The following is a 23575-nucleotide window of genomic DNA, read 5'->3' as shown; positions in this document are numbered from 1 at the left end:
GTCAGTATGTGGACTCCATAATTGTTTTGGCGTTCCTCAATGCCGACTGTATATCCGGTCGATCTGCCAAATTTAACTCGACGTGGTCTATGATTTTCGAGCTGAGGACAATCCAAAGATTCGATTTTGTTTCGCTTGCTGATGGGTACTGATTATTCTTGATTTTCAGTAGCTCTGTGAAAATCCCTTCATTTAACCCTATAAGTATTGAGCTTTCAGAGCCTACAGTAGTATCTACATTATCTAACGGTTCAGGCGGCAACTTGATCGCATGATTGAACAAAAACTTTTCGACTTGATCAAGGCTATTAAAACCAGAAGCATGAATCTTATTGGGGCGATCCTGCATAGCTTCGAGAATTATTCCTGCTTGGAAAATTCGGATCCAACGCTCTTGAAAAAAATCCCAAATTACGGCAGGTAGATAACGAGATAACAATTGTGGGTCATACTTTTTATGCCCTAGTGCTTTTGACATATCCTGAGTGCTTTTCGTCTTTAAATAAACCAGCACCCCAGCTGTCGCTCGCACAGTTGAAAGATTTGCACGGGGGGCTAGGGTAATTGCTTCTTCATGGCTTAGGTGCGCATATTTTTTTAAGCCTTGGACAATTTTTTCCAACATTTTTGGAGACGTAGTGCATGATGCTAGCTTAGGTCTCTGGAATTGACCGAAGCTTCTGACAGCAGATAGGAATAGATATCTGTAACTATCATTCCCTGTAAGTCTTAAATGCTCTCTTCCATAAGCTGTTATATTAATAATCTGCTGTACAATGTATGCCCCGTTTTCCGTCAGTTCGATGACCTGTTCAGCTTCGCGTCTACCAGCCCTGAATTTATAGCCAACAAGTTGATGACCATGGTCTGTTTTGTTGAAGCCTATTTGCTTGCCGTTTTCGTCAAATATCTCTAATTCATAAAGGAAGCCAGGTGTTATTTTTGGATGTAGGATTGTTAGCAGCACACAGTGCGGGTATAGAGATCCCGTCGTTGCAAGGCCAAGGTCGTGAGCTGTCAAATCGAGCGGAGTGGGGAATATCTGCTTGCATTTATCCATTACATATTGATATGAGTGGTTTTCTAAGTTCGCCGACGAATTTGCATAGTGCTCAGGGTTTTGACGATTGCGCATCCATATGCTTTTCTCACGACCATATTGGTTTGTACCGATGTCATTAATCCATCTTATCTTTCCATTTGGTGCTGCAAATTTTCGACGTTTGTACCGAGCTTCAAGGTCTGCTATCTCGCAGTGAGCCCATTGTTGTAGTGCTGCCATAGAACTATTTAATTTATCAAATATGCAATATATTGCTGCTTCGTCGGTTATCTCCAGTGGAATGTCGTGGATGAGTTTGGTGTGGACAAGGGTTTCATCAGAAGCTCTGCTGACTCTTGTAGAGCTATTTCTATACAGTTTTTTAGGTAACACCGGAAGTCCGCAGTAGCCTGAACTTAGCAAGCCAGCTGGAACGAGTTGGCTGTTAATGAAAGCTTTAAATTGAATATTCCAAGCAGACGCAATTGTGTTAAGTTGCATGCCTTTCCCATCGGCATACATAGTGTTGACATAGTGCTTAACGAACCTATCCCAGAAATCAGCCATGAACACATCAGACCTAAGTTGTGATGGTGTTATTTCTATAGGCTGGTTCTCTAAGAAATCTCCTAGTTGTAGTAGGCATGGTATACCTCGATACCGCCTGCCAGACAGATACAGATGGGTCTCGGCGTATAATTTTTTTGTGAACTGAAGTCCAATCTTTCTACAGAATCCCCATAATGGTAGATAGGATAGACCACCGGAAGTGGTTGATATTGGCCATCCACGCCAGTATTCGACCTTGTCGAAATCTAGTTCAAAGCTCCTAAACATTTCTTCATAAGAAGCTACGGCTTTTGGCGCTAGAGAGAAACTGAAAATAGTTCGCTTGTATTTTGATCCAAAGAAGGGGATCGCGCAGATGAAAAAATTTGCTCGATCATTCCTTGTCTTTTGTGAGGCCTGGACATGTGCTTCGGAGTACAAAAAGCCGAGAAAGCCTTCGACCAAACTTCGGAATTGGGCAGACGATTGCGGGACGGGCGGCTGCGCCGTTATCTGAAGGTAACACTCAAATCCCTTGACCGTTCGCTGCACGACAGATTGTGACGCCCACTTGACGTCCCTTGCTGCGGCGGTGAACGCCTTCAGATGCTCTGACCGCAGCCTCTCGTAGGGATAGTGGTGATAATGGACGCCATTTGAGAATGTTGGCAAAGGCGAGTAGGTACGGATTTCCAATGTGATTCCTTTGAAAACATGGGTTTATCCGATTTTTGACAACGCGCCTAAAAAAGTCAAAATACGAGTTCATCAAGGAACAGAACGCCATGGTGGGCGAGGGTGATTTCACCGGGTTGCGGCTTTGAACCACCGCCCACCAACGCCGGGCCGGAGGCCGAGTGATGGGGCTGGCGGAATGGTCTTTGCGGCCAGTGGCTCAAGGGCACGCAACTGGTGACGGATTGAATGGCTGCGACTTCCAGCGCCTCGTTTTCGGCCAAAGGAGGAAGCAGCCCCGGCAAACGACTCGCCAACAGCGTTTTCCCGGTCCCGGGTGGTCCGCTGAACAGAAGGTTATGAGCGCCCGCCGCCGCAATCAGCAATGCGCGTTTGGCCGAAAGTTGTCCCTGGACTTCATTCAGGTCCGGATAGGGTTTGCTGGCGTAGAGCAACCCGTTGGAAACGTAGGGTTCGACCGGCGTATGTCCGTTGAAGTGCGCAACGGCTTCCAGCAGGTGATCCACGGCAAACACCTTCAACCCCGACGCCAGGCACGCCTCCTCGGCATTCGCCCGCGGCACCATCAGCGAACGCCCGGCCTTGCGTGCTGCTAGCGCAGCTGGTAACACGCCTCTCACCGCACGTACCGCGCCTGACAGTGCCAATTCTCCGAGGCATTCAATGTCATCCAGCGTCAACGTCGGCACCTGGACGCTGGCGGACAGAATTCCCAGGGCAATCGCCAAATCGAATCGTCCACCGTCCTTCGGCAAATCCGCTGGGGCGAGATTCAACGTGATGCGCCGCGCCGGGAATTGCAGCCCGGAATTGATGATCGCGCTACGCACCCGGTCCTTGCTTTCCTTCACGGCCGTTTCGGGCAAACCGACCATGGTCAGCGATGGCAAGCCGTTGGCCAAATGGACTTCTACGGTAACGGCAGGCGCATCCACACCAATCTGGGCGCGGCTGTGGACGATGGAGAGGGACATTGTCGTTCCTTGAGCTTTACGGGAACCGCTTCCTGCGGTTTAAAAAGCATAGGTCGAGGTTGTCGGTTCGCTGGTAATTCGATAGCTGGATATACCTCAGGATGTTGCTAATCAGTTTTTGCAATTTATACGACCAGCATCGGCGCTGGCCATTGGCCTGCGAGTTTTATTACTTCATTTCACGAACGACAGTAGTTCCGCTGCTCGTGTTTATCCCACTTCGAAAGCTGGATAGGATCATTGGCGCTGCAACAAATTGTTAATGTTGCCAACTAACGTAAAGGAATTAGTGATGTCTGCGAACCTGGATGTTATGGATGTTGATCAATCGCATTTGGAAATTCTTGACAGTGATCCTTACAAGGAGCGCGACTTTTTCTGGGAGCAACATCGATTTGCCCGCGACGGCTATTTGAAAATAAATCATTTGGTTGATCCTTTAGTTCGCGATTCAATCATGGCTGACGTGAAGTTCCTCATGGCTAATCACGCCAAACGCCGTGATTTCCTGATCGAGTCAACGGGTAATACACCACGCTATTTGAGTAACGTAAGTCGAGACAATATCGAGGAATTCGGCAAGTACATTTCCCTGGCTTATAACTCGAAATACCTGATGAGCCTGATTGCCAATATCGTCAAGGAAGAGGTAATACCGACGCCTTGGAAGTGGGATAACTATATTATCAACAGCCAGCACAAATCGGGCGATACCCATGGCTGGCATTGGGGTGATTACCCTTACACCATTATCTGGATAGTCGAGGCTCCGAGCATTGAGAGCGGCGGTTTGCTCGAGTGTGTCCCGCATACCAATTGGGATAAAAAGAACTCCAGAATTGAAAACTTGCTGGTAGAAAATACCATCGATTCCTATTTTCACATGACCGGTGATGTCTATTTGCTCAAGGCAGATACTACGTTGCACCGAGTAAAACCACTGACTCAAGATGTTCAACGAATCATTCTGAATACAACATGGGAACGCGCTCGCGACGTTGATCGTCATGTTGAGCACGAGACTTTCGTTTTTCGCGATTGATCACGAAGTCGGACTGCTGATAATGAATACAGTTAAATATACCCACACTAATCTCATTGCGTCTGATTGGAAAAAGATCGCCAGATTTTATTCAGATGTGTTTGGTTGCGAACAGGTAGGGCCCGTAAGGTATTTGTCAGGAATCAATGTTTCCGGGGGTACGGGCGTTGAAAATGCCCAGCTCGAAGGTGTGCATTTGCAACTGCCGGGTTACGGCCCTGAGGGGCCTACCCTGGAGATATTCCAGTATGTCGAAACTCGAGAGCGAGAAGTGGCTTACGCCAATTCAAAAGGCCTGACTCACCTGGCATTCGAAGTTTCGAATATGGACGATACCTGTTCGAAAGTAATAAGGGCAGGTGGCTGGATGCTTGGAAAACTAGTCAGTCAGGTAATCGACGGCGTCGGGGTCTGCACGTTTGTGTATGTGCGAGACCCTGATCGAAACATTATTGAAGTTCAGATGTGGGATCACAATTGAATGGCAGTCTTGGCGCAGTTTGATCTTGTGCAACCGCGTTATCGAAAAGACAACCCTCTCATGACCGGATTTTATGAGTCTGTTCGATACGTCAACAATCTTGCAGAACAACACCCAGGATTCATCTGGCGTGAATTGAATGAAGATCAGGCACTCCTGGATGAGTTATGGGGAGAGGGATATCTCTACACGCTTTCATTATGGAAAAGCCCCGAGGCATTAAAGGACTTTTTGTACAAGACACCCCATAACGAGTTTAGAAAACGAGGTGGTGAATGGTTTATACCGATCACCAAGCCACGAGTCGTGATGTGGTGGGTGGATGAGGGGCATATTCCAACACTGAGTGAGGCGCATCAAAAGATGCAGATCCTTTATGAACTCGGGCCTTCCCATCAGGCGTTTGACCTCAAGTCCAGTGCACTGCCAATCGTTATTTACTGAGGAAACTGAAAATGGATTTTGAACAACGAGAAGGTCAGCAATTTATGGCTGACTATTATCGCGATTTCTTGAATGATCCGGCTGCGCTGGTGGGCCAGGGTAAGTTTCTCCATTCTCGGCGGGAGAGCGTAGAGAGCATCGAAGATGATTGGAGTCGTGCAGAAGAGGCAAAAGTTGACCTGCGTGAATTACCAACAACTCGAGAAGATTTTCTGACTTGGTATCTGGATTGCGAAAAGAAGATCAACGAAGATATCGACTTTTTTGTCGATTACATGAAAAACAGCGCGACGCTTGAGCAAGTAGCTTATTACATCTGCATGGAAGAAATGGTCGACGGCTCTTTCGATGACTTGATGGCTGTCGTGCAGTTGGGTATGCCGATCAATTGCAAAATGGTCGCGGGTGAAAATTACTGGGACGAAATGGGTAACGGTAATTTCGACTTTGTTCACACCTCCATGTTCAAAACCTCTTCAGCTTATATGCGCAATGTATTGGCGCAAAAAAACATTACTCCCGAGATTCCGCCAAAAGAATGTTTGATGAATGGCAACATTCTTCTGATGTGGGCCGTGCGCCGCGAATACAACATGCGTTTGATTGGGGCGATGGGCTTGGTTGAGGGGTCTGCGCCGACACGTTTTGGTGCCACCACCCAAGCGCTGGAGCGTCTCGAACAACCCAAGGAAGTGATTGCATACCATAAGGCGCATATCGGTATTGATACCCATCACAGTGAGGCTTGGTTCGATACCGTGCTGCAGCACTATTCCAAGGGTGGGGCCGAGGTTATTCAGGAACTGGCCATGGGTGTGATGATTCGCTACAACGTCGCCGTTCGTTACTACCGATACATGTATGACGCCATGCGGGGAATCTGATGATGACGCCAGCAGCCTCTATCGTGGTTATTGACCCAGTGAGTTCCGGTCGCCGTTATGGCCGTGAAATCGGCGAGAAGGGCTTTCACTCTATCGCCCTGACCACGCGCGACAGGTTCCCTGGGATGCTTGATCGTTTGCACAGTTGTGAAGAGTTCAACCAATCCATCAAGGCATACAGTTTTGATGAGGCGGTGGAGAAACTTTCCAGCCTTAACGTCAAGGCCATCATTCCGGGTTCAGATTCGGCACTCAAGTTCACTGACCAACTTGCGCAGCATTTTGCGCTGGTCGGCAATCCGGTCGCGACGCGGCAAGCGAGAGCCAACAAGTACGCGATGAAGCAACGACTTCGACTGCAGGGAGTTCCCGCAACGCAATCGGTGGAGGTGTCACTTGATCAAATGCTCAGCGGTGAATTGGCGTCGCTGGCGTACCCCGCAGTGGTCAAGCCAAGTCAGGGCACGGGCAGCAAGAACGTCAAGGTTTGCAATGATCGCTCTGACGTCTACAAGGCGCTGGCAGCGATTGAATCCGCCAATGAAGGGCATGTGGAGGAGGAGCGTGGTGCACTTATTGAGGCGTTTATCGAAGGTCCTGAGTATTTTATCGCTACGGCAAATTTTGGAAAAAACAAGAAAAAGAAGATTCTGTGCTTCGCGGAATACGAAAAAATCAGCGTCGGTAACAACCCCAGCATCTATAAAAACATACGATCCCTTCCGCCCCTGAATGAAAAGGCGATAGAGGCTTTTGCCTATATCAGCCAGGTGAACGAGGCGTTGGAGGCCGACTTCGGAATTAACGATATCGAGTTCAAAATCAATGATAAAGGCCACTTCATCATTGAACAGAACGGGCGGCTACCCGGTGCGAATGTGCCTTCACTGGTAGAAGCGTGTACTGGCCTGAACTGCTACAGCCTGAACCTGGATATTTTTCTGGGGCGGGAGATGGATCATTTGGCTGATGTCGACTATTCAAAGCACTTTTGTATTTGCTGCCTGATCAATACTCAGCCTGGTGAAATCAAGTCGATAACGGGATTGGAAGCCGTCGCTAAACTGTCCTCCGTGCACGATCTGGCCCTATTGGTAAAGGAAGGAGAGTACATCGAGGACACCCAGGACTTCCTATCTACGTGGGGGTTTGTTTACCTCGTCCACGAGGATCCAAAAGTGCTCGCGGAGCATTCGAGATTCGTCCACGAAACATTGCGGCTGCATTATTCCTGATACGAGAGCGGTTGCCTCGGGCAGCCGCGTGCTTGTTGTGCGCCGGACAAACCAGGTTGTAGCGATCGTTTACAGGAGAAGTTCATGTCGCATTGGATGCTTCAAGTCTGTCTGATTCTGGCTGTTTCCATATTGCTCGGCCGGATGGCGGAAAAACTCGGTCAGAGCCGCGTCATAGGTGAAATCACTGCGGGTATTTTGTTGGGACCTTCCGTATTAGGAGCGCTTTTCCCGAGTTTTTCCGAGTTTTTGTTTTTCACCGAATCGCTGCGTAACTTGAAAGTGCTGGCGGAGCTTGGGTTGGTGCTTTTGATGTTTGAAATTGCCTGGCACATGCCTGCTCAACGCTCCGGCGAGGGAACTGCAGCGAAGTTCGCGCCAATTACGATCGCGCTCTTTGGCATGCTTTCATCATTTGTGATCGGTTGCGTGATTGCGGTCCTTTCAAAAAAGGATTTGGCTCCAGACAAGGCGCTCTGGTCGTACACACTGTTCTGTGGCCTGGCACTTTCGGTCACGGCGCTACCGGTATTAGTGCGGATCATTGCCGACGCCAGGAACATCAGCGCTGACGCCGCTTCATATGCACTGTCTTCCGCGATCTACACCGATGTATTTGCCTGGCTAGGTGTGGCGCTTCTGGTTGCCTTCCACTCGATGGGGGCGACGGACCTTCTCGACTCCTTGATCAAGACGCTATTGCTGATCGGATTCTTCTTGTTGTCCTTTTATATGGTACGGCCGCTGATATTGAATTGGCGCCTCATGACCTCGACTGGCGGAATCAGCGTCCAATTATCCATTGCGTTCTGCTACTGTTTGATCAGCGCAGAAATAACCGCAAGACTTGGCTTTCACCAAGCCATTGGAGCCATAGTGGCTGCGTACGTCTTCTGCAAAGTACCGGGCCTGCAACTTAACTGGGAAAACGTAATTGGACGTTTCTCCGGTACGTTTTTGACGCCTTTATTTTTTGCTTACTCTGGACTTCAAGCGTCGTTTGGTTCTTTTTCCGAGAGCAGTGTCTGGGGGTGGCTGGGACTGTTTGTTGTCGGCGGTTTTCTTGGAAAGATTGGCGGTACGTATTGGGGCGCAAGAGTATGCGGTCTGCCTTCCGCAACAGCCCTGGAAGTGGGCGTGTTAATGAACACGAAGGGGCTGGTTGAATTGGTAGTGCTGAGCATTGGTCTTGAGTTAGGTATTTTGTCAGCGACTACTTATAGTGTACTACTAGTTCTTGCATTACTGTCCACCGTCATGACCATGCCACTATTGAATATGTGGATGCAACGTTCGTCGCGAATACGGGTTATATCTACAGTTAGTGATGGTTAATAAAAATGTTTGACTTTTTTATTGGATCCAGTCTATTTTGCGGGCGAAAACAAAAATGGATCCAAAAAAAAGGGAAGATGATTTTGGACATATTGATGGGATTAGTTGCTGCATTGTTTTGGGGCGGAACTGACTTTCTCGTCGGTTTAAATGCACGGGCGGTTGGCGTAAAACGAGCGGTATTTTTTGGCCAGGCGCTGGGTTTTGTTTTGATGAGCGCTCTCCTGCTGCTCTACCCGGTCTATCTCATCAAGTCCATGTCGGCGCCGTTGCAAGTTTGGCTCCTTGGTGCCCTTGCCGCGATTTTTACAGTCGCAGGTGCTCTCGCACTGTCCAAAGCCTTCGCATTGGGCAAGGCCGCGATTGTTGCACCGCTGGTGACATCCTATGGAGTGTTCACGACTGCATTTGCGTGGGCAAGCGGCGATATTATTGTACTTAGCCAATTCGTCGGAATCGCGGTGTGTGTGACGGGGGTACTGCTGACAAGCGCCCACGATAATGCGGATGGAAAGGTGAAGCGACAAAACAAAGTGTCCATTGTCTATGGATTGCTCGCAGCGTTGTTGTATGGCGCAAGTTTCTGGATTCAAGGTAAGTACACACTACCCACATTAGGCCCAATAACCATGTTGTGGCTGGGTTATGCCGTTGGACTGTTTGTCTTGTTTCTCCTGGTTTTAAGGGTGGAGTCGGGGCTGAAGCTACCGTCGGTAAAAAGCCTTGGTACGCTCACAAGTGCCAGTTTATTGAACCTTGGTGGGTTCTCGGCGTTTTCGTTTGGGGCCATTAACGGTTCGGTATCAGTGGTGACGGTCATCAGCACCTTGTCAGGAGGTATTGCCGCAGTGTTGGGTTATCTGTTTTTCAAAGAGCGGCTTGGCAAGATCCAAGTGGCGGGTATTGTTCTGGTGCTCCTGGGTGCGATCATTCTTCATCTGTTTCATTGAGTGGTTTCAAAAAAGCAAACGTTTGCGCATAGTGACTGAGCCGCTGAACTCATCATTTATTCCTCGTAAGGCTTGATCCTCTTGTTGTTAGCCTGTGAGGGGCTTAAGCCTTAATTAATAAAGACCGCGGCCTTCAGGGCACGCTGTCAAACGTAGCGTCGATTCAAGATAATCGTCCACTGTCTATAGTTATGGCTGATCACGAGTGTCTAACCCGTTTCAGTCCGCAGATAATAAAACAGCTTCCCGAAGGATTGAGAATAACTATATGCACAAAGGTCATATTGAAATACTACCTTACATGGCCGCTTTTGCAGTCGTTGTAGAGACGGGTAGTTTTATTGATGCCTCTACTAAGTTGGGAGTGTCGGCCTCAGCCGTGAGTCGGCAGATATCCAAATTAGAGCGAGCACTGTCATTACGCTTGTTAGAACGCAGTACGCGACAGCTGAAAGTCAATGAGGACGGCGCAAAGATATATTCACATTGCAAGGCGTTGTTGCACTCATCTTCCAGAGTGTTTGAGTTAAAAGATGAACTGGTGAGACCGCAAGGATTGATCAGGGTCAGCGCGCCGAAAATGATGAATAACATCTGCAATCAACTGATTCCCGAGTTCCTGCGTAAATATCCCGATATCAATGTTCAGTTCATATTTGATAATTCGGAGATCAATCTCATCTCCAGCGAGATCGATCTCAGTATCAGAATTACCGATTCTCCGCCACTGGGTTTGATCGGGCGGAAGTTGTTCAAGGTCGGTTATACCTTATGTGCATCGCCCGACTATATTGCTGAGTTCGGTGTGCCGTTGCACCCCTCTGACCTGGCGACGCACAGTTGCATTGTCATGTCTGAGGACTCTGCTGGAGAGAAGTGGGAATTTAAAAACGGTGCGGAGAAGTTTCAGATCAGCGTGAAGGGTCGTTATTGCTCGAACGACAGCGAAGCCGTTCTGGAGGCCACGTTGAGTAATCTCGGCGTCGCTTGCCTGCCGGTTGCTGTTGCGGATCAGGCTATCAAAGAGATGCGCTTGCATGCCGTGCTGCCAAGTTGGGATTACGTAGGTGCTTCACAAGGTATGGCATGGTTGCTGTATCAACCAAACAAGCACGGTTCGCAAAAACTGAAAGTCATGGTCGACTATCTGCTCGCCAAACTCTATTGCGTTAGCTAAGCAACATGCCCTCAGCTTGAATATCGCTCTTTATTGCGGCATTGCCCCGCGCTGCGTGCTGCGCGCGGGGAATCATGTTACTCGGCAGGCGGGTTCAGCTTCGCTTCCAACTCCGCAACCTTCGCCTCAAGACTTTCCAACCGTGCCCGGGTGCGTGCAAGCACGACCATCTGGCTATCAAACTCTTCCCGGCTCACAAGATCCAGCTTGCTGAAGCCGCTCTGCAACAGGGCCTTGAACTGGCTTTCGATTTCGCTTTTCGGCAGTGGGGTGTCGCCGCTGAAGAGGCGGGAGGCGGTGCCGCTCAGGGCATCGAGGAAGTCTTTGGGTGCGAGCATGGGAAATGTCCTGTCAACAATGGCGGGCAGTGTATCACGCAGTGTCTATAGTCAATCTCGCCGTCAGGGGTGCACGCTTTTCGCGCATGCGGACGGACGGCAATGCACTGTTGTTGTGCGTATCAGTCAAGCCATTTGCTCGAAGTAACTTGCGGCAGCGGCCAAGGGCTTGAAATCAGTGGGTTTTGGCGAGATGGCAAGCTTTCTGCTTAGTTGGTAGTGACCCATGCACTGATACAGTCGCTGTGACGAATGCAGTGCGCCAAGCGGAACGGGGGAAGTGTTTCGTGCGGTGTGGTTAGCAGGCGTCGGACGGGCAGGTAAGGCCGACGATGCGTTACAAAGCCAGGCACTGCGCTTAGACTTGAGCCGGGTTTGTTTTCCTGGGGCAAGTCCACCAAATTCGGGAGAGAGTTTTCATGAAGCTAGTCACTGCCATCATCAAGCCGTTCAAACTGGACGACGTACGCGAGTCGCTGTCCGAGATTGGCGTGCAGGGCATTACCGTTACTGAAGTCAAAGGCTTCGGTCGGCAGAAGGGTCACACCGAGCTGTATCGCGGCGCGGAATACGTGGTCGATTTCCTGCCAAAGGTGAAGATCGATGTCGCCATTGACGACAAGGATCTTGACCGGGTTATCGAGGCGATAACCAAGGCTGCCAACACCGGCAAAATCGGTGACGGCAAGATCTTCGTGGTCAATCTGGAACAGGCGATTCGCATCCGTACCGGCGAAACCGATACCGACGCAATCTAAGCCGCCACACACCCAACGCCCCAGGAGAAAACAATATGACTCTGCGTAAATTCGCAGGGCTAGGAGCCCTGTTGTCCCTCGTAATGCCCAGCCTGGCTATGGCGGCAGACGAAGTGGCGGCCCCAGTCCTCAACTCCGGCGACACCGCCTGGATGATGACCTCGACAGCCCTCGTGCTGTTTATGACCATTCCCGGCCTCGCGCTGTTCTACGGCGGCATGGTTCGCTCCAAAAACATTCTTTCCGTGATGATGCAGTGCTTTGCCATTACCGGTCTGATCAGCATTCTGTGGGTCATTTATGGCTACAGCATCGCGTTCGACACCACCGGCATGGAACAGGGCGTCGTCAACTTCAACTCGTTCTTCGGCGGCATGGGCAAGGCATTCCTCGCCGGTGTCACGCCATCGAGCCTGACCGGCCCTGCGGCATTGTTCCCTGAAGCGGTGTTCATCACCTTCCAGATGACCTTCGCCATCATCACCCCAGCTCTGATCGTCGGTGCTTTCGCTGAGCGGATGAAGTTCTCCGCCATGCTGATCTTCATGGGCATCTGGTTCACCCTGGTTTATGCACCGATCGCGCACATGGTCTGGTCCGGCAACGGCGGCCTGATGTGGGACTGGGGCGTGCTGGACTTCGCCGGCGGCACCGTGGTGCATATCAACGCCGGTGTTGCCGGTCTGATTGCCTGCCTGGTACTGGGCAAGCGCAAAGGCTTCCCGACGACCCCGATGGCTCCGCACAACCTCGGTTACACCCTGATGGGTGCTGCAATGCTGTGGGTTGGCTGGTTTGGCTTCAACGCCGGTTCCGCTGCTGCGGCCAACGGCACTGCCGGTATGGCGATGCTGGTGACCCAGATCGCAACCGCCGCTGCTGCATTGGGTTGGATGTTCGCCGAGTGGGTCACTCACGGCAAACCAAGTGCTCTGGGTATCGCTTCGGGTGTTGTGGCCGGTCTGGTTGCAATCACACCAGCCGCTGGCACCGTAGGCCCGATGGGCGCTCTGGTCATCGGCCTGGCAGCGGGCGTGGTGTGCTTCTTCTGCGCCACTACCCTGAAACGCAAGCTCGGGTATGACGATTCCCTGGACGCCTTCGGTGTGCACGGCATCGGCGGTATCCTCGGCGCGATCCTGACCGGTGTCTTCGCCGCTCCGGCCCTGGGTGGCTTCGGCACCGTCACCGACATCGGTGCACAAGTCTGGATTCAGATGAAAGGCGTGGGCTTCACGGTGATCTACACCGCGATCGTCACCTACATCATCCTCAAGGTCCTGGACGCCGTCATGGGTCTGCGTATCACTGAGGAAGAAGAGGCGGTCGGTATCGATCTGGCACTGCACAACGAACGCGGCTACAACTTGTAAGTACGCGCACAAAAAAACTTGCCCGGCTTGCCGGGCATTTTTTTGTCTGGAGTTTGTCTGTGAAGGAACTGCTGAAAGGTTTTTTCGTACACGTTTAGTGGCGTTTACGACGAGCGTTTTTCTGCGGCCAATGGCTTACATGATTGAAGGAATATTAGGGCCTTTGTTTTTTCCCAGAGCGCGCTAGAATGCGCCCCGAACGTGCGGAGAACTGTATGTGGCAACAGACTCTGATTACCCTGCGGGCGAGGCCCCGGGGCTTTCATCTGGTAACGGACGAGTTACTCGCCGGCCTGCCTGAACTCAAGGCATGTCGGGTCGGTCTTTTGCATTTGTGGCTGCAGCATACCTCGGCGTCGTTGACCATCAACGAGAACGCCGATCCGGCGGTACGTCGCGACTTCGAACGATTTTTCAATCGTCTGATCCCACAAGGAACAGACGGCTATGAGCATAACGACGAAGGCCTGGACGACCTCCCGGCGCACTTCAAGGCCAGCGTACTTGGCTGTCAGCTCAGTTTGCCGATTTCGGCAGGCCGACTGGCGCTGGGAACCTGGCAAGGCGTTTATCTGGGCGAGCACCGTGATAATGGCGGTGCCCGTAAAGTCCTCGCCACCGTTTACGGTGAAGGGGCATAAACCGTTGGTTGCCGGCGGTTGTAGAATTTTTTCCAGCGGCCTTCGACAGACGGCGAAGCTGGGCTATAACTAATCTGCTTTTCGCAAGTCATGAGGTAGAACATGAGCGACGATGATCTGGAAAACGACGACCTCGAAGTAGGCGACGACGAAACCGAAGAAGGTCTGGAAACAGCAGCGGAAGACGTTGCTGACGACGATGGCGGTGAAGCGCCCGTTCCGACCGCCAAAGGCAAAGCCAAGGCAGCGGTATCGGTCGACGAGCTGCCGAGCGTCGAAGCGAAAAACAAGGAGCGTGATGCTCTGGCGCGGGCCATGGAAGAGTTCCTGGCCAAGGGCGGGAGGGTGCAGGAAGTGGAGGCCAATGTGGTCGCCGATCCTCCCAAGAAGCCTGACAACAAGTACGGCAGCCGGCCTATCTAAGCGTCTGCAGCTTGCTTGCTGAAAAAGCCCGCCGTCGCTGCGGGCTTTTTCATGGGTGAAACAAAATCAAAAGATCGCAGCCTTCGGCAGCGCCTACATTATTGATGGTGTACACCTGTAGGAGCTGCCGAAGGCTGCGATCTTTTCGAGATCATCTCAAAACTAAACTGTATTCCACCGAGCCAACAACGCTGGCAACTCGCTCAGACTACGAATCTCGGCATCCGGTGCTTTCTCACCTTCCCACACCTTGCCCGCGGGGTTGAACCAGATCGCCCGCAACCCGGCCTGTTGCGCACCGGCGATGTCGTCACCCGGATGATCGCCGATATGCACGGCCGTCTCAGCCGTCGCACCACCCCGTTGCAACGCCTCATGAAACAGTCGCGCATCCGGCTTGCCGATGCCGATGTCTTCGGCGCACAACGCAAATTTGAAGTAATCCGCCAGCCCTAACCGGCGCACATCTGCATTGCCGTTGGTGACCACGCCGAGGGCGTAGTGATTGGCCAGAGTTTCGAGGGTCGGTTGCACCTCCGGGAAGATTTCCAGCTGATGCCGGGCATGCAGAAACACCTCAAAACTCTGATCAGCCAGGTCCGATGCCTGACCCTGCTCGTAACCGGCCTCTTCCAGCGCGTGGAACAAGACTCGGCGGCGCAGAGCGCTGATGCGGTGCTTGAGGTTGGGTTCGCTGCTGAGGATCCGCTCGCGAATTGCCCACAAATGCTCTACCGGCACGGCGCCCAGATTTGGTGCATGTTCGGTCAGCCATTCACGCAATACGGCTTCGGCGCTGACGATCACCGGGGCGGTGTCCCACAGGGTGTCGTCGAGGTCGAAGGTGATCAATTGGATTCTCATGACTCATCGCCTTTGATGCGTTTGGCCCTTGGATGGGCACTGTCGTAAACCGTCGCCAGGTGCTGGAAGTCCAGGTGGGTATAGATCTGGGTGGTTTTGATGTCCGAGTGGCCGAGCAACTCCTGAACCGCCCGCAAGTCCTGGGAAGACTCCAGCAAATGGCTGGCGAAGGAGTGCCGCAGCATGTGCGGATGCAGGTTCTGTCCCAGCTCGCGCTCGCCAGCGGCTTTAACTCGCAGCTGAATTGCCCGTGGGCCGAGGCGCCGGCCTTGCTGGCTGACAAACACTGCGTCGTCCGCCGGGTTGGTCATGGCCCGAAGCGGCAGCCACAACTCCAGCGCTTCGCGTGCTTTCTTGCCGACCGGCAGCAGTCGGGTCTTGCTGCCCTTGCCGAGCACTTGAACCATGCCGTCGGCCAAGTCCAACTGATCAAGATTGAGCCCGGTCAGTTCCGAAAGGCGCAAACCCGAGGAATAGAACAGCTCCAGAATCGCCTGATCCCGACGCGCCAGGAAATCATCTTCCACCGCGCCCTCAAGCAGTTGCAGTGCGCGGTCGGTGTCGAGGGTTTTTGGCAGCCGACGTTCGCCCTTCGGCGGCGCCAGGCCGTTAGCCGGGTCGTGGTCGCAAAGGCCTTCGCGGTTGAGGTAGTGATAGAGCCCACGCACTGCCGACAACAGCCGCGCCAGGCTGCGAGACGATTGACCCTGTGAATGCAGGCGTGCGATCAGGCTGCGCAGGCGCTGGATATCCAGGGCCGACCAACTGCTGATGTTCTGTTTGACGCACCAGCCCAGCACTTTGTCGAGGTCGCGGCGGTAGGCGTACAGCGTATGGGGCGACACCTGTCGCTCACTGCGCAAGTGTTCGCAGTAAGCGTCCAGTTGCCGTTCCATGGTCAGCGTACCGAGCGCAGGGAACTGTTGACCCGCGGCAGCACGCGGCCCATCACTTCGGCGATATAGCTTAGGAACAGCGTGCCCACCGAGCTCTTGTAATGCTGCGGGTCGCGGCTGGCGATGGCCAGGACGCCGTGGATGCCTTGATAGCTGATGGCGACGACGGCGGTGGAACCAATCTGCTTGCGCTGTTCTTCGCCAAACAGGAAGTCCAGTTCGTGTTCACGCAGGCTGCCGCTGACGCTTTTGTCTTCCGAGAGCAAGCCGCCGATGGCCGTTTGCGCGTCGGCATGGGTCACCCAGCGGCCCACCGGCATGGGATTGTCACCCAGCAGAATCAGGCTGACGAAGGGCACCTGGAAATCCTGGCGCAGACTGTCTTCAACGCTGATCACCACATCTTCCAGGCTGGTGGCGTCCATCAGCGCGAGAATCAGGCGGCGGGTCTTGTCGAAGAGACGGTCGTTGTCGCGGGCCACGTCCATCAAGTGCGAGAGGCGATGACGCAACTCGATATTGCGGTCGCGCAGGATGGTCATCTGGCGCTCGACCAGCGAAATGGTGTCGCCGCGCTGGTGCGGAATGCGCAAGGTCGCGAGCAGTTCTTCATGCTCGACGAAGAAATCCGGATGAGCCTCCAGGTACGCGGCAATCGCCGCCGCCTCGAGGCTTTCGGAAGGGGATTCGTCGGGCTGTAGGGCGGGAACCTGGGGCTTGTCGGTCATGGATTTAGCTCACTCAAAGACGCACTTGTCCTTCATATACGCGGACTGCCGGGCCGGTCATCATCACCGGTTGGCCAGGGCCTGCCCATTCAATGGACAAACGCCCGCCGGGCAGGTCGATCAATAGCGGCGAATCCATCCACCCCTGGCTGATCGCGGCCACTGCGGCAGCGCAAGCGCCGGTTCCGCACGCCTGGGTTTCCCCGGCCCCGCGTTCCCAGACGCGCAACTGCGCACGGTTGCGGTCGATGACCTGGAGAAAACCGACATTGACCCGTGCCGGGAAGCGCGGATGGTTTTCGATTTTCGGCCCCAGTTCACGCACCGGTGCGTTGTTGATATCGCTGACCCGCAGCACGGCATGGGGGTTGCCCATGGACACGGCGGCCAGTTCGACCGCAGTGCCGTCGACGTCAACCTGATAACTCAGGGCCTGTTCCGGCGCGTCGAACGGAATGTCGGCCGGTACCAGGCGCGGTGCGCCCATGTTGACACCGATCTGCCCGTCGCTGCGAATATCCAGTTCGATGATGCCGCTTTTGGTCTCGACGCGGATCAGCCGTTTCGCGGTCAAGCGCTTGTCGAGCACGAAGCGCGCGAAGCAGCGCGCACCGTTGCCGCACTGTTCCACTTCGGAGCCGTCGGCGTTGAAGATCCGATAGCGGAAATCCACGTCCGGGTTGCTTGGCGCTTCGACGATCAGCAACTGGTCGAAACCGATACCCGTATGCCGATCGCCCCATTGCTTGGCGTGTTTGGGCAGGATGTGCGCATGCTGGCTGACCAGGTCGAGGACCATGAAGTCATTGCCCAAGCCGTGCATCTTGGTAAAACGCAGCAGCATGGTATTACTCCGGCAGCAGGCTTTCGCCAGCAAACAACTCGGCTACCGTCTCACGGCGACGCACTTCAAATGCCTGATCACCGTCCACCAACACTTCAGCGGCACGACCGCGGGTGTTGTAGTTGGAACTCATGACAAACCCATACGCACCGGCCGAATGCACGGCCAGCAGATCGCCTTCTTCCAGGGCCAACTGACGGTCCTTGGCCAGGAAGTCGCCGGTCTCGCAGATCGGCCCGACGATGTCGTAGGCACGGGCAGCGGTAGTGCGCGGGCGCACGGCGGTGACGTCCATCCAGGCCTGGTACAGCGCCGGGCGGATCAGGTCGTTCATGGCCGCGTCGACGATGGCGAAGTCTTTGTGTTCGGTGTGCTTGAGGTACTCGACCTGGGTCAGCAGCACGCCGGCGTTGGCGACGATAAAGCGGCCCGGCTCGAACACCAGCGCCAGGTCACGACCGTCGAGACGCTCGCGCACGGCTTTGATGTAGTCGGCAGCCAATGGCGGCTCTTCATCGCGATAACGCACGCCCAGGCCACCACCGAGATCGATATGGCGCAGGTAAATGCCGCAATCGCCGAGGCGGTCGACCAGGCCCAGAAGGCGGTCGAGGGCATCGATGAATGGCGCCAGGGTGGTCAGTTGCGATCCGATGTGGCAATCGACGCCGACGACTTCCAGGTTAGGCAGTTGGGCGGCGCGGATGTACACGTCTTCGGCGTCGGCGATGGCGATGCCGAACTTGTTCTCTTTAAGACCGGTGGAAATGTACGGGTGGGTACCGGCGTCGACGTCCGGGTTCACGCGCAGCGAGATCGGCGCACGAACACCCAGCTCGGCGGCGACGACTTGCAGGCGTTCCAGCTCATCGGAGGATTCGACATTGAAGCAGTGCACGCCGACTTCCAACGCGCGACGCATGTCGTCACGGGTCTTGCCGACACCGGAGAACACGATCTTGTCGGCGCTGCCGCCAGCGGCCAGTACGCGTTCCAGCTCACCACGGGAGACGATGTCGAAACCGGCGCCCAGACGCGCCAGGACATTCAGTACACCCAGGTTGGAGTTGGCCTTGACCGCAAAGCAGACCAGGTGCGGCATGCCGACGAGCGCATCGGCATAAGCCAGGTACTGGGCTTCGATGTGCGCACGGGAGTAGACGTATGTCGGTGTGCCAAAGCGTTCGGCGATGGCGGACAGGGCAACACCTTCCGCGAACAGCTCGCCGTCACGGTAGTTAAAAGCGTCCATGGCGTTCCCTTATTATTGGTAGACGTCGTGCTTGTGTGCTTTCGACGGCTGCTTTTGCGAGGACTGGGCCTGCTCGGCAGGATCCTGAGAATCGTCAGGCAGGTACAGCGGGCCTTTTTGACCACAAGCCGATAATAAGCTGGCAAAAGCGACGAGCGAAGCGAGCGCAGCAAAGGAAGAGATCAGGCGCTTCATGGCGAAATCCTTGAAAATACGTTAATTGCGCCGGAGTATACCGGCCACCCGGCAGCTTGCCTATGCGACGGGGCTCCCGTCCGGCGGGGCTTCGCACGAGTCCGGTCGGTATCGTGCAATCCTTGTGGGAGCGAGCCTGCTCGCGAGGACGGTGTGTCAGCCAATAACGATGCTGAATGTGCTGGCCTCTTCGCGAGCAGGCTCGCTCCCACAAAGTGGTGCTTGGTCGTTATCCTTTGCAATCACCGGGGCTCGCCCGTATCTTGCGGCGCTTGAGCGTGAGTAGACACTTTTTGAGGTTCCCGCAATGAGTTTGACTGAAGCCCGTTTCCACGATCTGGTCGATGCCACCCAGCAGACGCTGGAGGATGTTTTTGATGAAAGTGACCTGGACATTGATCTGGAGAGTTCGGCCGGTGTGCTCACCGTCAAGTTCGAAAATGGCAGCCAGTTGATCTTCAGTCGTCAGGAGCCGCTGCGGCAGTTATGGCTGGCGGCGGTGTCCGGCGGGTTCCACTTCGATTACGACGAAGAGAGCGAGCGCTGGATGTGCGACAAGAGCGAAGAGCAATTGGGCGAGATGCTTGAGCGCATCGTCAAGCAGCAAGCTGGCGTCGAACTCGATTTCGAAGGTCTGTGAGGTCGTGACGCAGCCTGCGCCCGTTCGTCCGCCCAAACCGCTTTACAGCAATGTCAGCCCGGCGGTGCCTTCGCCTTGCAGCGGTGTGTGTCGGCTGGATGAGCAAAAGGTCTGCCTTGGGTGTTTTCGCCACGTCGAAGACATCCGCGAATGGCGCTCGGCCGATGACGACCGGCGTCGTGTCATCTGCACCCAGGCCGCACTGCGCAAACAGGTCTGCGGGCCCTGACTTGTATATTTATTGAGCTGTGATAGTGTCCGGGTACGCCTCAACCCATCGAGGCTCGTGAAAACCCCGCCTTTTTCTGGCGGGGTTTTGCTTTTTCTGTGCAGAAGAAAGGAGTCTGCCCAAATCATGACCGCACCTTCAATCACCCTTACCCGTCTGGACGTTCAACGTCTGGAACGCCTGATCGACAGCCTGGATGACACGCTGCCGGGCGTTATCGCGCTGCAAACCGAACTGGACCGCGCCGATACCCTGGTCGGTCACGAAGAGGTGCCAGCCGATGTCGTGACCATGAACTCCCGTGTGCATTGCCGTGAAGAAATCAGCGGCAAGGACTATCACCTGACACTGGTTTACCCGAAGGATGCCAATGCCGATGAAGGCAAGATTTCCATTCTGGCGCCAGTGGGCAGTGCCTTGCTCGGCCTTAAGGTGGGTCAGCACATCGACTGGCCGGCTCCGGGCGGCAAGACCCTCAAACTGACTCTGCTGGAAGTCGAATCGCAGCCAGCCGGGGGCGGCCACTTCCCGGAATAAAATCCATCAGACCTGCTCGAGCGCCTCGTTTAATGCGCGCTCCAGGTCGGCCTTGTAGCGCAAATACAAATTGCTGGAGTTCTGCCCATCACCGAGCAGGCCCGACAGGTCCAGGTCGGTGATGTAGCAGCGATAGCGTTCGGCTTCACTGCGTTGCTCGACGATTTCCCGGGCGACCACGCTGAACAGTTGGTCGCCATGCTCCAACTCTGAAAACTCCCGCTGATTGCAATACAACGTGACCTGCGCCTGTCCCGGTGCGGCTTTGCCGACAATCGCCTGCACGTCGTAGAACGGTTTGTTGACCGGGGTTTGCGGCGCTGGCCGGGCTTCGACCCGGCGTGCCCGTACGGGGCCGGAGGGCAGCAGTTGGTAATACAAGGTGTCCAGGCTCACCGGCTGGGCGACGTCCATCGGCAGCAAAGCGTCGCGCCGGTACTGGAGCGATTGCAGGAACCGTTGCAATGGCACCAGCAGGCTTTGCTCGTCGTGGTAAGGCAAACGCTGCTGCCACAGGGCATTGAGTTCATCCAGTACGTACAGGTCGGCGTGGTATTCATTGATCCGGTAGAACACCTGAATGCAGTCGGGCTGACCCATCGGCAGGACCAGCGCCAGGTCGTGATCTTCCAGTGCCATCGGGTCCAGGTGCAGCGGGCTGTAGCTTGCCAGCTCTTTACCCAGATAATCGACCAGCGCCGGCAGCGTGGCGAGGGCAACATGATTGACCTGGCCGGGTACCAGTTCCAGTGCGTGGTAGTGCTGCTGGACCTGAATCAGGTAGCGATGATTGAGTTTGCTCAACAGCAGGTTCTGCGCGGTGTCGAGGATTTCTTCGACCCGCCGGGCGATGAACTGTGCGCGGTTGTGGCAGAAGCAACGCACGCGCAACGTGGGTTGTTGTAGCCCGCCGGGCAAGTTATTGAGGTAATCGCGCACGCAGTCGAGCAGCGCGTGGGGGCCGTTGAATCGGCTGACCAGCACTTCGTTCCAACTATTGAGCGTGACCTGATCCAGCGTCAGCACCAGGTTTTCCCGAACGCCGGCGTAGCTCAGGGAATCGGTGCGCTCGGTGGTCATCAGGATGTTCAGGTCGCGGTGGTGCTTGAGTGGGTCGACACCGACGTTCACCAGTATCAGCACTTCGCTCGGCACACTGGCGCGCAGTAACGGTTCTTCGGCGACGGTCGTCAGCGGCAGTGCGATGCTCTGTTGCAGGCTGCCGAGCAGGTTGAACAGTTCGAACTCGCTCAGGTCGCTGTTGCCGGGATGCAAGGCCAGGCGAGTGCTGCTGTCGATCACGCCATTGCGGTGACACCAGGTCAGCAGTTCCAGCAATTGGCGGCTGCGTTTGATCGGTGCGAAATGCTCCCACTCGAGGGCTGTCAGGCTGCCGTTGTACAAACCCCACTGGGGTTGACCCGGTTCTTTTTTATTCGGCGCTTGCACCAGCGTGAGGGTGTCTTCTGCCAAGTCCGGGGCGATGCCAGGGTTGATGAACTCGACCTTGTCGGCCTTACGCTCGAACGCCGCGTACAGTCGTCGACCCAGAATGTTGAGGTCGCGTTTGTTGATCAGGCTGACGGTCTGTTCGGTGCGGGCGAATTGGGTCAGAAAGCGGTAGCTGTAATTCAGCTCGTTGACCAAGGCCCGGCGTTCCGAACCAACCTGACGGACTTTCCACTGGCTGCGGCTATCGAGCAAAGCCAATTGACGATGATCCCAGTGCCATTCGTGGGCCAGGCGTTTGAGCAACGAACGCTGCCAGCTCTGAGTGCGGCTGCTGCTGCCGGTGAGTTTGCGATTGACCTTCAGGTACAACGCCCGGCGTACCAGCTCCAGCCGCTCCGGTTCGCCACGGGCGATGAGGTATTCCTCGATGCGCCGGTAGACCACGACGTACGGGTCCAGCTCATCAAGGTCGAGCCGATTGGCAAACACCGCTTGCTTGAAGCGCAGGCTCAGGCAATGGACCTTGGGGTGTTCGCTGGCATAGACCTCGGTCAGCAGTAGTTTTAGCACCGATTTATAAGGCGATTCGATGCCCTTGAACAACTGCCAGAGCCCTGCACCGATGAACTCACCGGGTGGGATATAGGCCAGATGCCCCAAGTCCAGGGTTTCGTCGGCACGGATGAAGCGCTTGGACATCAGCGTGTGGGTGTATCGGTCGTAGCTTGCCTCTTCGTAGACGGGCACCAGCCACCAGATGGGTGTGCGGCCGGCCAGCCAGATCGCGGTGCGATAAAACTCGTCCAGCAGCAGATAGTGCTGGGTGGTGCCGCAGTCTTCCGAGCTCAGTTGCGTATCACGTTCGCCGCGTACGAAACGGGTCGGGTCGATCAGGAAGAAATGCGCCTCGGCGCCCTGGCTGGCGGCCCAGATTTCGAGGAGCTGGCATTTTTTGCGCAGCTCAATGAGCTCGTTTTCGCTCAAGTCCGGTCCGTGACAGACCCACACGTCCATGTCGCTCTGATCGGCCTGGGCCAGGGTGCCAAGACTGCCCATCAGGAACAGGCCGTGAATCGGTCGCGGCGGATTGCGGCCATGGCGGGGTTTATAGGAAAACGAGCGAGTCAGGCGTTGGGCTTCGGCGAGGGCGTTGGCGTCTGGTTCGTAATTCGACAGCCCGGCTGGCGTACCGCCCGAAACGTATCCCGGCAACAGCGGATGATTGACATGGAAAAACAGCGGCAACAGGGTCAGAACCGCTTGCTGGCGAGTCGACAACCCTTCCATGGCGCGCGCCAAACGGCCTTCGTGGAGCTTCAGAAAACGTGCGCGCAGTTGGCTGAGAACCTTGCGGTCGATTCCCTCGTCCAGATCGGGGCGGATTTCATGGGTGCGGGTCATGTCAGCTCAAACCGGCTCGCGGGGCTCGGACGTGGGAGGTCTCAGGATGAGAAGCAGTTTAGCGCTTCGGCCCTGGGACTTTTAAGCTGATTTTGTTTTTCTGGCGTCAGATTTTTATCGCGCGGCGACGGCAGGCAACAGAGTGAGCCCGCGGAAATCCCGTAGCAGGGGTTTCCGTGGGCGCTGCGGTAATGC

The 23575-nt window shown here is 54.7% G+C and carries 24 protein-coding genes and 1 pseudogene; 15 read left to right on the top strand and 10 right to left on the bottom strand.

The annotated features are described in order from the left end of the window. Window position 1: 1 nt before the first annotated feature. Window positions 2–1609 (bottom strand): hypothetical protein, encoded by a 1608-nt coding sequence (locus ACYZTX_RS28915; protein WP_462036872.1) that lies wholly within the window; start codon window positions 1607–1609, stop codon window positions 2–4. A 743-nt stretch (window positions 1610–2352) separates the two neighbouring features. Continuing rightward, window positions 2353–3261 (bottom strand): annotated as a pseudogene (locus ACYZTX_RS28910) (YifB family Mg chelatase-like AAA ATPase); the annotation flags it as partial. Window positions 3262–3553: 292 nt separating this feature from the next. On the opposite strand from ACYZTX_RS28910, the gene ACYZTX_RS28905 reads away from it, so the two are divergent. From ACYZTX_RS28905 to ACYZTX_RS28870, 8 genes are all read left to right on the top strand, one after another. Continuing rightward, window positions 3554–4303 (top strand): HalD/BesD family halogenase, encoded by a 750-nt coding sequence (locus ACYZTX_RS28905; protein ID WP_462036871.1) that lies wholly within the window; start codon window positions 3554–3556, stop codon window positions 4301–4303. A gap of 22 nt (window positions 4304–4325) precedes the next feature. Then, complete coding sequence (locus ACYZTX_RS28900; RefSeq protein ID WP_462036870.1) at window positions 4326–4784, top strand: VOC family protein; 459 nt, start codon at window positions 4326–4328, stop codon at window positions 4782–4784. Further along, window positions 4785–5228, top strand: a complete 444-nt coding sequence (locus ACYZTX_RS28895; protein WP_462036869.1) for a DUF3291 domain-containing protein — start codon at window positions 4785–4787, stop codon at window positions 5226–5228. 11 nt (window positions 5229–5239) lie between these two features. After that, on the top strand, window positions 5240–6112 hold the full coding sequence (locus tag ACYZTX_RS28890) for an iron-containing redox enzyme family protein (RefSeq protein ID WP_462036868.1): 873 nt from the start codon (window positions 5240–5242) through the stop codon (window positions 6110–6112). After that, window positions 6112–7347: an ATP-grasp domain-containing protein gene (locus ACYZTX_RS28885; RefSeq protein WP_462036867.1), complete on the top strand. Its 1236-nt coding sequence runs from the start codon at window positions 6112–6114 to the stop codon at window positions 7345–7347. The genes ACYZTX_RS28890 and ACYZTX_RS28885 overlap by 1 nt, the downstream gene beginning before the upstream one ends. An 84-nt stretch (window positions 7348–7431) precedes the next feature. Next, window positions 7432–8682, top strand: a complete 1251-nt coding sequence (locus ACYZTX_RS28880; protein WP_462036866.1) for a cation:proton antiporter domain-containing protein — start codon at window positions 7432–7434, stop codon at window positions 8680–8682. Window positions 8683–8777: 95 nt separating this feature from the next. Beyond that, window positions 8778–9632, top strand: a complete 855-nt coding sequence (locus ACYZTX_RS28875; RefSeq protein ID WP_462037127.1) for an EamA family transporter — start codon at window positions 8778–8780, stop codon at window positions 9630–9632. Window positions 9633–9837: 205 nt separating this feature from the next. Beyond that, window positions 9838–10809, top strand: a complete 972-nt coding sequence (locus ACYZTX_RS28870; RefSeq protein WP_462036865.1) for a LysR family transcriptional regulator — start codon at window positions 9838–9840, stop codon at window positions 10807–10809. 77 nt (window positions 10810–10886) lie between these two features. Here ACYZTX_RS28870 and ACYZTX_RS28865 read toward each other — a convergent pair whose 3' ends face one another. Beyond that, complete coding sequence (locus ACYZTX_RS28865) at window positions 10887–11147, bottom strand: accessory factor UbiK family protein (protein ID WP_008076132.1); 261 nt, start codon at window positions 11145–11147, stop codon at window positions 10887–10889. Between the two features lie 419 nt (window positions 11148–11566). Here ACYZTX_RS28865 and glnK point away from each other — a divergent pair, with 419 nt between their 5' ends. The 4 genes from glnK (at window position 11567) to sutA (ending at window position 14342) form a co-directional block, all read left to right on the top strand. Further along, on the top strand, window positions 11567–11905 hold the full coding sequence (gene glnK, locus ACYZTX_RS28860; protein WP_002555808.1) for a P-II family nitrogen regulator: 339 nt from the start codon (window positions 11567–11569) through the stop codon (window positions 11903–11905). Between the two features lie 35 nt (window positions 11906–11940). After that, window positions 11941–13278: an ammonium transporter gene (locus ACYZTX_RS28855; RefSeq protein WP_462036864.1), complete on the top strand. Its 1338-nt coding sequence runs from the start codon at window positions 11941–11943 to the stop codon at window positions 13276–13278. A 215-nt stretch (window positions 13279–13493) separates the two neighbouring features. Further along, the gene (locus tag ACYZTX_RS28850) at window positions 13494–13919 is read left to right on the top strand and encodes a secondary thiamine-phosphate synthase enzyme YjbQ (protein ID WP_462036863.1); all 426 of its coding nucleotides are present in this window, start codon (window positions 13494–13496) and stop codon (window positions 13917–13919) included. A 102-nt stretch (window positions 13920–14021) separates the two neighbouring features. Continuing rightward, window positions 14022–14342 (top strand): transcriptional regulator SutA, encoded by a 321-nt coding sequence (sutA, locus tag ACYZTX_RS28845; RefSeq protein WP_462036862.1) that lies wholly within the window; start codon window positions 14022–14024, stop codon window positions 14340–14342. 162 nt (window positions 14343–14504) lie between these two features. On the opposite strand, the gene ACYZTX_RS28840 is transcribed toward sutA, so the two are convergent. The 6 genes from ACYZTX_RS28840 to lptM are packed head-to-tail and all read right to left on the bottom strand — an operon-like array spanning window position 14505 to window position 19121. Next, the gene (locus ACYZTX_RS28840) at window positions 14505–15206 is read right to left on the bottom strand and encodes an HAD family hydrolase (RefSeq protein ID WP_462036861.1); all 702 of its coding nucleotides are present in this window, start codon (window positions 15204–15206) and stop codon (window positions 14505–14507) included. Next, on the bottom strand, window positions 15203–16102 hold the full coding sequence (gene xerC, locus ACYZTX_RS28835; protein ID WP_462036860.1) for a tyrosine recombinase XerC: 900 nt from the start codon (window positions 16100–16102) through the stop codon (window positions 15203–15205). The genes ACYZTX_RS28840 and xerC overlap by 4 nt, the downstream gene beginning before the upstream one ends. A gap of 2 nt (window positions 16103–16104) precedes the next feature. Then, window positions 16105–16830, bottom strand: a complete 726-nt coding sequence (locus ACYZTX_RS28830; protein ID WP_462036859.1) for a DUF484 family protein — start codon at window positions 16828–16830, stop codon at window positions 16105–16107. Between the two features lie 13 nt (window positions 16831–16843). Beyond that, entirely contained in the window at window positions 16844–17674 is an 831-nt protein-coding gene (gene dapF, locus ACYZTX_RS28825; RefSeq protein WP_462036858.1) for a diaminopimelate epimerase, read from the bottom strand. Between the two features lie 4 nt (window positions 17675–17678). Further along, entirely contained in the window at window positions 17679–18926 is a 1248-nt protein-coding gene (gene lysA, locus ACYZTX_RS28820; protein ID WP_462036857.1) for a diaminopimelate decarboxylase, read from the bottom strand. Window positions 18927–18938: 12 nt separating this feature from the next. Continuing rightward, window positions 18939–19121: an LPS translocon maturation chaperone LptM gene (gene lptM / locus ACYZTX_RS28815; RefSeq protein WP_462036856.1), complete on the bottom strand. Its 183-nt coding sequence runs from the start codon at window positions 19119–19121 to the stop codon at window positions 18939–18941. Between the two features lie 307 nt (window positions 19122–19428). Between lptM and cyaY the strand changes: the two genes are divergently transcribed. The 3 genes from cyaY (at window position 19429) to rnk (ending at window position 20527) form a co-directional block, all read left to right on the top strand. After that, window positions 19429–19761, top strand: coding sequence for an iron donor protein CyaY (gene cyaY, locus ACYZTX_RS28810; RefSeq protein WP_462036855.1), 333 nt, complete (start codon window positions 19429–19431; stop codon window positions 19759–19761). Window positions 19762–19765: 4 nt separating this feature from the next. Then, complete coding sequence (locus tag ACYZTX_RS28805; RefSeq protein WP_462036854.1) at window positions 19766–19990, top strand: DUF1289 domain-containing protein; 225 nt, start codon at window positions 19766–19768, stop codon at window positions 19988–19990. A gap of 126 nt (window positions 19991–20116) precedes the next feature. Then, window positions 20117–20527 carry a nucleoside diphosphate kinase regulator gene (rnk, locus tag ACYZTX_RS28800; RefSeq protein WP_462036853.1) on the top strand — a complete coding sequence of 137 codons (411 nt, stop codon included), beginning with the start codon at window positions 20117–20119 and terminating at the stop codon, window positions 20525–20527. Between the two features lie 6 nt (window positions 20528–20533). On the opposite strand, the gene ACYZTX_RS28795 is transcribed toward rnk, so the two are convergent. Continuing rightward, window positions 20534–23380 (bottom strand): class I adenylate cyclase, encoded by a 2847-nt coding sequence (locus tag ACYZTX_RS28795; RefSeq protein ID WP_462036852.1) that lies wholly within the window; start codon window positions 23378–23380, stop codon window positions 20534–20536. Window positions 23381–23575 lie beyond the last annotated feature (195 nt).

The sequence above is a fragment of the Pseudomonas sp. MDT1-17 genome (assembly GCF_054898105.1).
Note: the sequence above shows the minus strand (reverse complement) of the source record. Positions and strands in the feature narration are given on the sequence as shown.

Coding starts and splice junctions, on each gene's coding strand:
- ACYZTX_RS28840 (WP_462036861.1), bottom strand. CDS start 15,206: ATGAGAATCCAATTGATCACCTTCGACCTCGACGACACCCTGTGGGAC.
- ACYZTX_RS28865 (WP_008076132.1), bottom strand. CDS start 11,147: ATGCTCGCACCCAAAGACTTCCTCGATGCCCTGAGCGGCACCGCCTCC.
- ACYZTX_RS28915 (WP_462036872.1), bottom strand. CDS start 1,609: ATGGCTGATTTCTGGGATAGGTTCGTTAAGCACTATGTCAACACTATG.
- ACYZTX_RS28885 (WP_462036867.1), top strand. CDS start 6,112: ATGATGACGCCAGCAGCCTCTATCGTGGTTATTGACCCAGTGAGTTCC.
- rnk (WP_462036853.1), top strand. CDS start 20,117: ATGACCGCACCTTCAATCACCCTTACCCGTCTGGACGTTCAACGTCTG.
- ACYZTX_RS28850 (WP_462036863.1), top strand. CDS start 13,494: ATGTGGCAACAGACTCTGATTACCCTGCGGGCGAGGCCCCGGGGCTTT.
- ACYZTX_RS28905 (WP_462036871.1), top strand. CDS start 3,554: ATGTCTGCGAACCTGGATGTTATGGATGTTGATCAATCGCATTTGGAA.
- dapF (WP_462036858.1), bottom strand. CDS start 17,674: ATGCTGCTGCGTTTTACCAAGATGCACGGCTTGGGCAATGACTTCATG.
- ACYZTX_RS28875 (WP_462037127.1), top strand. CDS start 8,778: ATGGGATTAGTTGCTGCATTGTTTTGGGGCGGAACTGACTTTCTCGTC.
- ACYZTX_RS28900 (WP_462036870.1), top strand. CDS start 4,326: ATGAATACAGTTAAATATACCCACACTAATCTCATTGCGTCTGATTGG.
- ACYZTX_RS28855 (WP_462036864.1), top strand. CDS start 11,941: ATGACTCTGCGTAAATTCGCAGGGCTAGGAGCCCTGTTGTCCCTCGTA.
- ACYZTX_RS28880 (WP_462036866.1), top strand. CDS start 7,432: ATGTCGCATTGGATGCTTCAAGTCTGTCTGATTCTGGCTGTTTCCATA.
- ACYZTX_RS28830 (WP_462036859.1), bottom strand. CDS start 16,830: ATGACCGACAAGCCCCAGGTTCCCGCCCTACAGCCCGACGAATCCCCT.
- xerC (WP_462036860.1), bottom strand. CDS start 16,102: ATGGAACGGCAACTGGACGCTTACTGCGAACACTTGCGCAGTGAGCGA.
- sutA (WP_462036862.1), top strand. CDS start 14,022: ATGAGCGACGATGATCTGGAAAACGACGACCTCGAAGTAGGCGACGAC.
- cyaY (WP_462036855.1), top strand. CDS start 19,429: ATGAGTTTGACTGAAGCCCGTTTCCACGATCTGGTCGATGCCACCCAG.
- ACYZTX_RS28890 (WP_462036868.1), top strand. CDS start 5,240: ATGGATTTTGAACAACGAGAAGGTCAGCAATTTATGGCTGACTATTAT.
- ACYZTX_RS28895 (WP_462036869.1), top strand. CDS start 4,785: ATGGCAGTCTTGGCGCAGTTTGATCTTGTGCAACCGCGTTATCGAAAA.
- ACYZTX_RS28795 (WP_462036852.1), bottom strand. CDS start 23,380: ATGACCCGCACCCATGAAATCCGCCCCGATCTGGACGAGGGAATCGAC.
- glnK (WP_002555808.1), top strand. CDS start 11,567: ATGAAGCTAGTCACTGCCATCATCAAGCCGTTCAAACTGGACGACGTA.
- lysA (WP_462036857.1), bottom strand. CDS start 18,926: ATGGACGCTTTTAACTACCGTGACGGCGAGCTGTTCGCGGAAGGTGTT.
- lptM (WP_462036856.1), bottom strand. CDS start 19,121: ATGAAGCGCCTGATCTCTTCCTTTGCTGCGCTCGCTTCGCTCGTCGCT.